General features: G+C 62.0%; 9 protein-coding genes. 5 read left to right on the top strand and 4 right to left on the bottom strand.

Features of this window, described 5'->3' with window-relative positions:
* Positions 1-88 precede the first annotated feature (88 nt).
* From ABD847_RS05000 to ABD847_RS04985, 4 genes are all read right to left on the bottom strand, one after another.
* Positions 89-1,801: a dipeptidase gene (locus ABD847_RS05000; protein ID WP_345010672.1), complete on the bottom strand. Its 1,713-nt coding sequence runs from the start codon at positions 1,799-1,801 to the stop codon at positions 89-91.
* Between the two features lie 19 nt (positions 1,802-1,820).
* On the bottom strand, positions 1,821-4,034 hold the full coding sequence (locus tag ABD847_RS04995; protein WP_345010670.1) for a pyridoxal phosphate-dependent decarboxylase family protein: 2,214 nt from the start codon (positions 4,032-4,034) through the stop codon (positions 1,821-1,823).
* A 285-nt stretch (positions 4,035-4,319) separates the two neighbouring features.
* Positions 4,320-5,516 (bottom strand): enoyl-ACP reductase FabV, encoded by a 1,197-nt coding sequence (gene fabV / locus ABD847_RS04990; protein WP_345010668.1) that lies wholly within the window; start codon positions 5,514-5,516, stop codon positions 4,320-4,322.
* Positions 5,517-5,586: 70 nt separating this feature from the next.
* Entirely contained in the window at positions 5,587-6,354 is a 768-nt protein-coding gene (locus tag ABD847_RS04985; RefSeq protein ID WP_345010666.1) for a hypothetical protein, read from the bottom strand.
* A 55-nt stretch (positions 6,355-6,409) separates the two neighbouring features.
* On the opposite strand from ABD847_RS04985, the gene radD reads away from it, so the two are divergent.
* The 5 genes from radD to yfbR all read left to right on the top strand — a co-directional run bounded on the left by radD (position 6,410) and on the right by yfbR (position 12,146).
* Positions 6,410-8,179, top strand: coding sequence for a DNA repair helicase RadD (gene radD, locus ABD847_RS04980; protein ID WP_345010664.1), 1,770 nt, complete (start codon positions 6,410-6,412; stop codon positions 8,177-8,179).
* 25 nt (positions 8,180-8,204) lie between these two features.
* Positions 8,205-9,659 (top strand): D-alanyl-D-alanine carboxypeptidase/D-alanyl-D-alanine endopeptidase, encoded by a 1,455-nt coding sequence (gene dacB / locus ABD847_RS04975; RefSeq protein ID WP_345010662.1) that lies wholly within the window; start codon positions 8,205-8,207, stop codon positions 9,657-9,659.
* Between the two features lie 247 nt (positions 9,660-9,906).
* Positions 9,907-11,121: a pyridoxal phosphate-dependent aminotransferase gene (locus ABD847_RS04970; RefSeq protein ID WP_345010660.1), complete on the top strand. Its 1,215-nt coding sequence runs from the start codon at positions 9,907-9,909 to the stop codon at positions 11,119-11,121.
* A gap of 108 nt (positions 11,122-11,229) precedes the next feature.
* On the top strand, positions 11,230-11,547 hold the full coding sequence (locus ABD847_RS04965) for a hypothetical protein (RefSeq protein ID WP_345010658.1): 318 nt from the start codon (positions 11,230-11,232) through the stop codon (positions 11,545-11,547).
* Between the two features lie 8 nt (positions 11,548-11,555).
* Positions 11,556-12,146 (top strand): 5'-deoxynucleotidase, encoded by a 591-nt coding sequence (yfbR, locus tag ABD847_RS04960; protein ID WP_345010656.1) that lies wholly within the window; start codon positions 11,556-11,558, stop codon positions 12,144-12,146.
* Positions 12,147-12,165: the final 19 nt, after the last annotated feature.

The raw sequence follows: 12,165 nt of genomic DNA, 5'->3' as shown, positions 1-12,165 counted from the left end.
GTGACGCCACCGGCGGAGGGGGTTGTCAGCCTTTGGGATAAAACAGACCCGCTCACCGGCGGGTCTGTATGTACCTAGGGCAGACGCCTCACTCGGCGCGGTCCTCCCGACACACTTGCCTGTCGTAACTGATGGGCCCCTGATAGTAACCCGCCTGGCGCAACCAGGGCTCGGGATAGTCAATCTTCTGCATGGTCACCGTCGGGTTAGTCAGACATCCATCGTTATATTTGACGATCAATTGGTTTGCCAACGACCACCAGGCCTTGCGCACAGCGTCGGCATGCTCGCAGCAAAAGCCGGTGAGCTGCTCCGGTGTGGGATTGCCCTCATCTTGGTTAAATTCTGCGATCTTCCCATAAGCCACAGCCTCAAGCTTGGCCTGCACGGCCTGCAGATCCGGCATCATGTAGCCGTACTTGAGGGTGGCGAAGTTGGCAACGAAGTTGAACGCCCACCAGGCACTCTCCATGTCGAAGTCGAGCAGGTTCATCCGCTGCACACAGTCGGGCAGTTTGGTGACGCCACAATAAAAGGGCAGCAGACAGTTGGCCGCCGGACGATCCAGCCCAACCCAGGCAATGCCACTCAGCGCCTCGGGCAGACCAGCGCGGGCCTGATTGATCCACATCATGCCACATCGGTAAATGGAGAGCGGCCGCTCCCACGCGCCTTTGGGGGCATAGACGTTTATCTCAAAGGCATTGCCCTGATCCGGATTGTTCTCATAGCGTGTCGGATTACTCCAGGGGCCCGCCCCCGCGCCTCGGGTCAGATCGAACTCGGTGCCCTCGTAGTGATCGCGGTAGATGGCCGCGACATCGGCCACCGCCAGCTTGCGATCGGGCACAAGCGTAAACGGATAAGCCCGGGTGTAACCGTTCTCGACCCAGGCGGGTAAGTTGGCGGAGGGTTTTGCCTTGGTCAGCGCGCGCCAGACCCGGCGCAGCGAATAATAGGGATGGCTGTACTCGCCGAAACTCACCGTGGGCAACCAGTCCAACAAGGGACTGATGGCGGGATCCCACCACCCCAGCGCCTCACAGACCTCATGCAGGTTCTCCGAATACATGAAGTCATCCGAGTCAGTGAGCACCTCCCGGATGCGGAACTGGTTGGCCGCAACAAAATAGCCGTTGTCCGGTACCCGCTGAGCCACCCAGAGCCCGTCGGTCCCATCCATGTCATAGCCGCACATCTCCATGACCCAGGCTTCGTCGGTATCGCCGATCAGCAGGGTCTCGCCGGTGCCGTAGTAACCGTAGTCGGCGATGAGCTGGCCCATCAGTTGAATCGCCTGGCGCGCATTGCTGCAACGCTCCAGGGCCACCCGGGACAATTCGGCAGAGTAAAACAGCCGCATGCCCGGCTCCGGCGTGGGATGCACCTTGGCGCCACAGGTACACTCGCCAATCATCAGCCGCTTTTCATTCATCACCCCGTAGCTGGAATCAAAATAGGCGTAGGTGGATGCCACCTGGGGAATGCTGCCAAGCGGAATGCTGTCGTACAGATCCCGCGCGGCCTTCTCTTCCTCGGTGAGCTGATAGCCGGGGCCACGGGATCCACCTATGTAGCGGTAGAGTTCGCTGGCGTTGTAGAGCCGCCCGCTGACAGGGTCTGTCATGGGGCCCAGGGCGGCATTATCGTAGTAAACCGGTCGAGTATCCCGGGCGGGAGCATGACCCGAGGTAGCGGGCACCTGGATTAGGCGCTCATCGGAAACATCGTCGTCCGAGTGGGCTATGATGACCGACCCATCCAGGGTGGCATGCTTGCCGACTGCCATGGTTGTGCACATGGTGTTCTCCTTGCCTGAGTTATTGGTAAGCGGGCAGTACCGCCGCCACCGCCGTCCGAAAAGCCGCAATCAATTCCGGGATGAAGTTGCCCTCCGCCGTGGCGGTGAGCCAGGGGCACATGGTGGTGGAGGAAAGAAAATGCATGGTCGGCAACTCGGCGGCCGGCACCTCGACCCCCAGCCGCCGCATGTAGGTTGCGACGAAATCATCGCCGTACTCGTCCGGCGTAAAATCCGACGTGGTGATGATGAGATTGGGGATATCCATCTTGTCGGCTGAGGTCTGCGAGGGACGCACGCTAAGCCTGAGGAACACATCCTGCATGAATTGGTTGGCCAGATCGGCACTCGGGTTGAGCCGGCCCTGGCATTTAAAATTCAGGCCATAGGTGATGATGATCTGATCTGAACCCAGCTCCTTGAGCAAGGCCATGGCCTCGGCATCCTGGATAAGCGCATTGTTTTGCACCGGCACGATCCGCGTCTTGATGAAATCCATCTGTGCCGCTATCTGTTCCGGCGACAGACCGGCTCTTTCTGCCGGGATCTGCTGCACCGGGACGACAACAAAGTCATCCCATGCCTCGGCCATGGTGATGATGGCGGAATAGAAGCGCTTACTGTTAAACAGGGCTTGCCCCAAAATCTTGCCGTAACCGCTGCGATCCGGGCGAATGATCCTGTGGCTCAGGTAGACGGCAGTCGGCGCGGCACCAGGCTTGGATCCCTCGACACCATAGACCCCCATGTTGGCGTCCAGCCCATCGCTGTGATAGACCTCCGGCGCCAGGAAGGCCACCAGATTGCGCATGGCCCCGTTGCGGTAACAAAGCCCCCCGGCCGGATAGGGTATGTAGCCCGCCTTGTGGGGATCTATGGTGACCGAATCCGCCTGGGCAATGGCCTGGTACTGGGCGGTGACATACTCGCTCATCGCCAGCACAGGCGTTACCTGTTCGGCGACATCGCCGGCTGGCGTCGGCAAGCGCTCGACCGAGCCCCTGAGCAGGCTGGCAAAGTAACCCCCCCAGGCGCCATCCACATGGATCACAAACTCCAGGCCCCGTTGCCGGAATTGCTCCCGCAATTGGATGACCTCCGCCAATGGGTCGACCGCACTCTCCTCGGTGGATCCCAGCACCACCACCACCATCAAGACAGGCTGCTTTTGTTGCAGGCAGGCTTCGAGCTCGGCTTCCAGACTGGCCCCCCTGCCAGAGCGAACCGTCATTCGGGCCATCTCATCCACTGGGATGTTGACGAACTGGCTCTTGCCGATGCCCAGAATGGCGGCGTTCTTCGGCCAGGAGTAGTGCTTGGTAGCCGGCCCCATGACCACGGGCACCGCCGTACCTTCCGTCAGGCGCAATACCCGTTCCTGGATCCCCGTGCTTTGCAGCAAGTAGGGATCCAACAGCTGGGTCAATTGGGACGAGGTGATGCCACAAGCCGAGGCTATCTGCTCCGGCAGGCTGAGGACCTCATCCTGGTGCAGGTTGAACAGGGTCCAGGCGTCTTGCTCAACCAGTATTCCGACACTGCCATCACATAACGTGACCCGTATGTCCTGAGCGTGGGGTTGCAGCAGCGGCTCCGCCTGCAGGGCCATCTTGAGCGAGAGGGGGTAATACTTGAGATTCCTGGCCGCCCACATGGCCTCCAGGTTGGCGACCGAACCATCGCAGGTAATATGGCCCCAGGGGGGGACAGGATTCTGCTCGTCGGTATCGAAGCCGAGCATGCGACACAGATCCTGACCCACCTCATGTTCCAGCTGTGCCGTGACCGGCGAGGCCTCCAGCGCCACATTATTCTGGTTGTAGAGCATGGCGGCAAAATAGCCCAGCAGCCCCGGCATGGTCAGATCCCAATTCATATGGGCCTGATAACGGTAGCTGAAAAAGGGCACAGAGCTGCCAAGTGCGGCCAGTAACTTATTGAACTCACACTCCATTCTGTCGACAGCCAGATCATAATCCTGATCTTTGCGCGCAGCCGTCACATAGGCGGGATCATCGAACAGCGTCTCCCGCACAGCGCAGTTCGCCTCGATGGCTGACTGAATGAGCCGGGTGAACAAGGCTTTGTTCTCGGCCTTAGGCCCCAAGAACCAGGCGGCCAGCGAGTTGGTGCCCGCGCCACTCAGCGTCAGTCGCGCCTCCGGCGACTGGCGGGTCAAGAAGGCCTTCATCTGGTCGGTAAACAGGGTGTGGCGCCGCAGGTGCCTTGTCATCTTTCGTTCTCCTCGCATATTGGTGAATCAATGAGCTAAACGGCATTGGCATATACCATCTGAGTTAGGACCAACAGCGTGTAGGAACGAGTCCGGGCAGATGTGGACACAAAAGGATCCATATGCGACAGGTAGCATAGTCCTAGAAGACCTAAATAATGGGATGTGGGTAGGCTTTCGGTGACTGAGTGTAGATATGACAGTGGCAAGAAGAGCCGCCGATCTGGCAAAGGATCGGCAACAAAAAGGCCCGCAAAAGCGGGCCTTGTCTGATTGGGGTGCCGATTAGAGGTTGATCACCTCGAACTGCACGTCTGGGTTGACGTCGGCATCGTAGTCCACGCCGTCCCAACCAAAACCGAACAGCTTCAAGAACTCGTCCTTGTAGCCCTGGTAGTCGGTGAGCTGGTACAGGTTGCCGTCGTTGATCTGCGGCCACAGATCACGGCAGGCCTGCTGCACTTCGTCCTTGAGCTCCCAGTCGTCCATGCGGATGCGGCCCTGCTCGTCGGTGGGGGTCGCCGCGCCGCTGTAGAGCCGGGTGGCGAACAGCCGCTGGATCTGCTCCAGGCACCCTTCGTGCAGGCCCATCTGCTTCATGATCTTGAAGGACATGGAGATATACAGCGGCATGACCGGGATGGCGGCGGAGGCCTGGGTCACCACGGACTTGAGCACCGCCACATAGGCTTCCCCGCCCTTGGCGGCCAGCTGGCTGCCGATGGCGCGGGCGGCGCGGTCCAGATCTTCCTTGGCGCGCCCCAGGGTGCCGTGCCAGTAGATGGGCCAGGTCAGATCCGTGCCTATGTAGCTGTAGGCCACGGTCTTGGCGCCATCAGCCAGCACGCCGGCGTCGGCCAGGGCCTGCATCCACAGCTCCCAGTCTTCACCGCCCATCACCTTGATGGTGTTGGCGATCTCTTCCTCGTTGGCCGGCTCCACCTCGGCTTCGATGATGACGTCCTTGTTGGTGTCGATGGCGGTGGTCTTGTACACCTCGCCGATGGGCTTCAGGGCACTGCGCACCAGCTCACCGGTATCCGGCAGCTTGCGCACCGGGGAAGCCAGGGAGTAGACCACCAGATCGATTTGGCCCAGGTCCTGCTTGATCAGCTCAATGACCTGCTCGCGGCAGGCGTTGGAGAAGGCATCGCCGTTGATGCTCTTGGCATACAGACCGGCTTCCTTGGCCGCCTTGTCGAAGGCAGCGGCATTGTACCAGCCGGCGCTGCCGGGCTTCTTCTCGCTGCCGGGCTTTTCGAAGAAGACACCGAGGGTGGCGGCACCTGAGCCGAAGGCGGCCTCGATGCGGGAGGAGAGGCCGTAACCCGTGGAGGCACCGATCACCAGCACCTTCTTGGGACCGTTCGCCAGGGGGCCCTTGCTCTTGACGTAGGCGATCTGTTGACGGACGTTGGCCTCGCAGCCGGCCGGGTGAGTGGTGGTGCAGATAAAGCCACGTACCTTGGGGGTAATGATCATGGTCGCTTCTCTAATTGAAATGGGTAAACGCGCGGGATCATACACGATTTGCCGGCCAAGGGTTGTCGGATCAGTCCGCAGTTTTACCTGCCTGCAGGGGACCCAGGCTCTGCAGGCAGAGGCGACGATAAGAGTCAGGCCCCATGCTAGCCAAGCTGGTGCGGATCTGCTGGCGCACCCCCTCGGGCAATGCGGTAGACAGAGCCAGGTAGAAGGGGATGCTGGCCGGGTCGCGATAGCGCACCACAAAGCGTTCGCGAGGCAGGTTTTCCTGGCGCAGGGCACTTTCGAAGATCAGATCCGGCGCCAGCAACAGATCCAAACGATCCGATTCAAGCAGCCTCAGCCCCTGACGAATGCTACGCACCGACCGAGTCTCACTGGACATAGTGGCCAGCTGGCGGCAGAGCTTCCAGCACACCGAGCGCGCCTGCCCGACTCTAAGCCCGGTCACAAACTGCAGATCGACCTCCTGCATGCCATGGGCAGCCACCAAGTAATCCTGCATGGTCAGCACGGGACCCAGGTAGTCGTAGCCGGGCTGCTGGGGTACCCCTCCTTCCGGGCTGGGAACCAGCATCATTTGGGCCTCACCCCGATCAAACCGTGCCAGTAGGCGATTGATGGGATACGGCCGCAAGTCGAAATACAACCCTTTGCCAGCCAACTGCTGATAGAAGGCGGGATCGCAGCCCTCTGGCGTCCCGTTGACCGTGAAATAAAACGGTGCCTCGTCCAGCACTGGCACCTCAATGGACGGCACTATCGGAGGCGTACCGCCAACCAGCGAGCTCACCCCCCAGAGCAGACTGTAAAATGGAGACTTACTAATGGCCATTGCCGCCACCGTCTGTAAAATATGACAGCTTGAGTGTAATCCGTAGCCACCGACCATGCCCGCCGTCATGACCACCCTGAGCCTGCGCCCCTATCAGCATGCCGCCGTCCAGGCGGTGCTGACCCATTTTCGCCGTCATCCCGAGCCCGCCCTGGTGGTGCTGCCCACCGGGGCCGGCAAGAGTCTGGTGATCGCCGAGCTGGCGCGCCTGGCCCGGGGCCGGGTGCTGGTGCTGGCCCACGTCAAGGAGCTGGTGGCGCAGAACCATGCCAAGTTCGCCGCCCTGGGGCAGCAGGGGGCGCGCTTTGCCGCCGGGCTGGGGCTCAAGCAGACCGGGGAGCAGGTGATCTTCGGCTCGGTGCAGTCGGTGGCCCGCAACCTGGCGCGCTTCGACTTTGCCATCTCCTTGCTCATCATCGACGAATGCCACCGCATCGGCCCCGACGAGGAGAGCCAGTACCGCCAGGTCATCAGTCACCTGAGGGGGATCAACCCGGCCCTCAAGGTGCTGGGGCTTACCGCCACCCCCTATCGGCTGGGGGAAGGCTTCATCTACAACCTGCACCACAGGGGCATGGTGCAGAGCCGCGAACCGCGGCTGTTCCACACCTGTGTCTACGAGCTGCCCCTGCGCCAGCTCATTCGCCAGGGCTACCTGACGCCGCCGCGGCTAATCGATGCCCCCCTGGTGCACTACGACTTCAGCCGCCTGCCCCCCCGGCAAAACGGCCTGTTTGACGAGGCAGCCCTCAATGCCGAGCTCAAACGCCAGGCCAGGGTGACCCCGGCCATCGTCCGCCAGGTGCAGGAGTATGCCCAGGAGCGCCAGGGGGTGCTGATCTTCGCCGCCACCGTGCGCCACGCCCAGGAGGTGGCCGGCCTGCTGCCCGCCGAGCAGACGGCCCTCATCACAGGCGACACCCCCCAGGCGGAGCGGGATGCGCGGCTGGCGGATTTTCTCGCCCGCCGACTCAAATTTGTGGTGAACGTGGCGGTGCTCACCACCGGCTTCGATGCCCCCCATGTGGATCTCATCGCCATCTTGCGTCCCACCGACTCGCTGGCCCTCTACCAGCAGATGGTGGGCCGCGGCCTACGGCTGTTCCCGGGCAAGGACGAGTGCCTCATCGTCGATTACGCCGGCAACCGGCACGATCTCTACGCCCCCGAACCCGCCGACCCCAGGCCCGCCGCCGATACGGTGCCGGTGCAGGTGCTCTGTCCGGCCTGCGGCTTTGCCAACCAGTTTTGGGGCCGACTGGACGCCCAGGGCCAGCTGTTGGAGCACTTTGGCCGGCGCTGCCAGGGATTTTTTGAAGAAGAGGATGGACAACGGGAATTTTGCGATTATCGTTTCCGCGCCAAGTCCTGCCCGCATTGCGGTGAGGCCAACGACATAGCCGCGCGCATCTGCCACGGCTGTCAGGCCACCCTGGCGGATCCGGATGACAAGCTCAAGGCCGCCCTCGCCCTCAAGGATGCCAAGGTGATCCGCTGCGCCGGCCTCAGCCTGGCACGGGTCAGCGTCAAGGGACAGCCCAGGTTGCGGGTGACCTACCACGACGAGGATGGCGCCAGCTTGAGCGAGTCGTTCGATATCGGCTCGCCCGCCGGCCTGGCCCGGCTGCAACAGCAGTTGGTGCAGCGCCACTGGCACCTGCCGGGACTGGTGGCACCGACCCTGTCGGTGGAGGCCCTGCTGGCCCAACCCGCTTGCCTGCGCCATCCGGATTTTGTGGTGGCCCGCAAGCAGGGGCCCGTGTGGCGGATCGTGGACAAGATTTTTGATTATCAGGGCCGTATTCGTCTGGCCAATGCCCTGTGAGAAGGCCGCATTCAAGGTAAATGTCATGCTGAAAAAAGTACTGCTGGGCCTGTGTGCCCTCCCCCTGCTGGCCCAGGCCTCCATCCAGGCGCCCACGGGTGCCCGCGTCGCCCTGGCCTACAACGAACCCGGCCAGGCCGGCAGCCAGGGAGTTCATGCCGATGCCTTCATGATCCCCGCCTCAACCCAGAAGGTGCTCACCGCCTTGGCGGCCTCCTTGTATCTGGGCAAGGAGTGGCGCTTCAAGACCCGGCTGCTGGCCCCCACCGGCGCCCTAGCCCAGGCCAAGCAGACCGGTGTGCTGCAAGGAGATCTGGTGCTGGAGTTCAACGGTGCGCCGGATCTAACCCGCCAAGCCCTGGTCAACCTGCTGGCCTACCTCAAGCAGCAGGGCATCAGCCAGATCCAGGGGGATCTGCTACTGGATACCGGCAACTACGCCGGCTACGACCGAGGCAACGGCTGGTCCTGGAACGATCTCTCCATCTGCTTCACCGCCCCGGCGTCGGCGGTGATCGTGGATCGCAACTGTGTCTACGCTCAGCTCGAAGCCAACCAGATAGGCGAGACAGCCCAGCCCAAGGTGCCCGCCGGCCAGCCCATACAGGTGACCAGTGATGCCAAGGTGGTGGCCCTCAAGGAGTATTACGCCGGCTGCGAGTTGCGGGTGGACATGAATACCGGCAACAACTACCACCTCACCGGCTGCATCCCGCCCCAGCAGCAGGGCAAGCCCTGGCCCCTGTCGTTTGCCATTCAGGACCCCACCGCCTGGGGCGAATCCCTGTCGGCCTGGGCCCTGGCCCGGGCGGGCCTCAGCCTCACCGGTCAGGTTAAGGCGGTGCGCCATGCGCCGGCCAACCTGGAGGAGATTGCCCACCTGCCCTCGGCGCCCCTGTATAAGCTGATGGACCGGATGCTGAAGAAATCCGACAACCTGTATGCCGATGCCATCGCCCGCGCCCTGGGTCACCTCTATCTGAACCGGCCGGCCAGCTATGCCACCGGCGCCGAAGCTGTGCGCCTCATCCTCAAGAACAAGGCCGGCATCGATCTGGGCTCCGCCCTGCTGGCCGACGGCTCCGGCCTGTCGGCCCATAACCTGATCACCGCCAACCAGATGCTGCAGGTGCTCGATTACATGGCACTGCACGATGACGAGCTGGGCATCATAGGTCTGCTGCCGGTGGCCGGCATGAGCGGCACCCTGGGCTCCCGGGGCAGCGTGCAGCGGGCGCCGCTGCTCAAGAACGTCACCGCCAAGACGGGCACCCTGCAGAACGTCTCCAACCTGGCAGGCTTTCTCACCACCGCCAGCGGCAAGCGCAAGGCCTTCGTGCTGATGGTCAACGGTCTCACCTTCCCGCCCAAGGTGCGCCAGGCCCTGAAGGCTCACCGCATCAGCTCGCCTCACTACCCGTTCGAGCGTGCCGTGCTGGAGCAGATCTACAAGGAACAACCGGTGCAGATCACCGACTAGCAGCAGCTACCGCCAGCCGCTCAACGGGCGATTTACATAAAAAACCACACCAAGTAGAAAGTGTGGTTTTTTATTTCGCAGCTTAAACAGAAATCAGAATCTAAAACTAAGATCTTCCATGAAACCGCTAGCTAGCGACGAAGAAAAAGCCCGCGTCAGCCGTTGTGTTACGCACCAAGAAGGGGAAGAATAGGGGGCCTTGGCCGGCCCCCGCCGGCCCGCGGTATTGCAGAAGGCGCCCCCACAGATGTATTCAATTGAGAAATCCCACAAGCTGGACAATGTCTGTTACGACATTCGCGGCCCGGTGCACAAGGAAGCCCGCCGCCTGGAAGACGAAGGTCATCGCATCCTCAAGCTCAACATCGGCAACCTGGCCTCCTTCGGCTTTGATGCGCCCGAAGAGGTGATCAAGGACGTCATCGTCAACATGTCCCAGGGCCAGGGCTATTGCGACTCCAAGGGGCTGTTCGCCCCTCGCAAGGCCATCGCCCACTACTACCAGCAAAAAGGGTTACGCAACGCCGATGTCAACGACATCTACATCGGCAATGGGGCCTCCGAACTCATCGTCATGGCCATGCAGGCCCTGCTGAACAACGGTGACGAGATGCTGGTGCCGGCGCCCGATTATCCGCTGTGGACCGCCGCCGTCTCCCTGTCCGGCGGCAACCCGGTGCATTACATCTGTGACGAGCAGGCCGACTGGTACCCGGATCTGGATGACATGCGCAAGAAGATCACCCCGCGCACCCGGGGAATCGTGCTCATCAATCCCAACAACCCCACTGGCGCCGTCTACAGCAGCGAATTCCTGATGGAGGTGATCGAGCTGGCCCGTCAGCACAAGCTCATCATCTTCGCCGACGAGATTTACGACAAGATCCTCTACGACGACATCGCCCACCACAGCGTCTGCTCCCTGTGTGACGATGTGCTGGTGGTGACCTTCAACGGTCTGTCCAAGGCCTACCGCGCCTGCGGCTTCCGTCAGGGCTGGATGATGGTCAGCGGCCCCAAGCAGTTTGCCCGGGATTACATCGACGGCCTGGAGATCCTGGCCTCCATGCGTCTGTGCGCCAACGTGCCCATGCAGTTTGCCATCCAGACCGCATTGGGCGGCTACCAAAGCATCAGCGAGCTGATCCGGCCCGGTGGCCGGCTGCGCAAGCAGCGGGATCTGGCCTGGGAGCTGATCAACCAGATCCCCGGTGTCTCCTGCGTCAAACCCAAGGGCGCCTTGTACATGTTCCCGCGGCTGGATCCCAAGGTCTACCCCATCAAGGACGACCAGAAGATGGTGTTCGATCTGCTGCAGCAGGAGAAACTGCTGGTGGTGCAAGGCACCGGCTTCAACTGGCCGGCGCCGGATCACTTCCGCCTGGTGTTCCTGCCGCAAGAAGAGATCTTGGAGGACGCCATCGGCCGCCTGGGTCGCTTCCTCAAGAACTATCACCAATAGTCTTGCCGACAGAGGGGCCCAGCCGGGCCCCTTTCGTTTTGCCTTGCCGCAGCGGCCAATGCTATGGTGCGCCTCTGGCTGCGTGTTACCGCCCCGTTAGGAGAACCCATGAAACAGCTATTCCAAGCCGGCCTCATCCTGTTACCCCTGATGCTGCTCAGCGGCTGCGGCGAACCCTCGGAAGCCGATCTCAAGGCCGCCCTGGAGCACGACCTCAAGGAAGCCAATGCGGTCACCACCTCCGTCATGGGGGACAGTGGCAAGATTGAGATACTGTCGCTGAAGAAGCTGGGTTGTGCCGAAACGGGCGGGGCCTGGCAGTGCACCGTGGACATCCAAAGTCGCCTGCCCCTGATGGGCGACAAGCGGCAGACCCGCCAGATCAAGGTGGCCAAGGCCGACGACGGCTGGCAGCTGGTGGAGTAAGCCAGAACATGAGCAGTCATTTCTTCGCCCAACTGTCGCGGATGAAACTCATCAATCGCTGGCCCCTGATGCGCAACGTGCAGAGCGAGAATGTCAGCGAGCACAGCCTGCAGGTGGCCATGGTGGCCCACATGCTGGCGCTGATTGAGAATCGCCACTTCGCCGGCCAGCTGAACCCGGAGCGGGCCGCCCTGATGGCCCTCTACCACGATGCCAGCGAAATCCTCACCGGCGATCTGCCCACCCCGGTGAAGTACCAAAATCAGGCCCTGGCCACCGAATACAAGAAGATCGAGAAGCTGGCCGAGCAGCGGCTGCTGGCCATGCTGCCCACCGAATTTGTGGAAGATTTTCGTCCCCTGCTGGACTCGGGGAGCCAGGATGCGGCCCACGCCGCCGTGGTGAAGGCCGCCGATACCCTGTGCGCCTACAGCAAATGCCTGGAGGAGCTGGCCGCCGGCAACCACGAATTCACCGTGGCCAAACGCCGGCTGGAAGCCATGCTCGCTGATCGCATGACCCCGGCGGTGCGCTACTTCCTCGACACCTTCATGGCCAGCTTCTCCCTGACCCTGGATGAGATGAGCCAGCACGACTGAGGTTCACGGCGGGCGCGGG

Origin of the sequence: Pseudaeromonas paramecii (assembly GCF_039540575.1) — a bacterium.
GTDB classification, from domain to species: domain Bacteria; phylum Pseudomonadota; class Gammaproteobacteria; order Enterobacterales; family Aeromonadaceae; genus Pseudaeromonas; species Pseudaeromonas paramecii.
The sequence above is the reverse complement of the archived record's forward strand: the minus strand, read 5'-3'. Positions and strand labels throughout refer to the sequence as shown.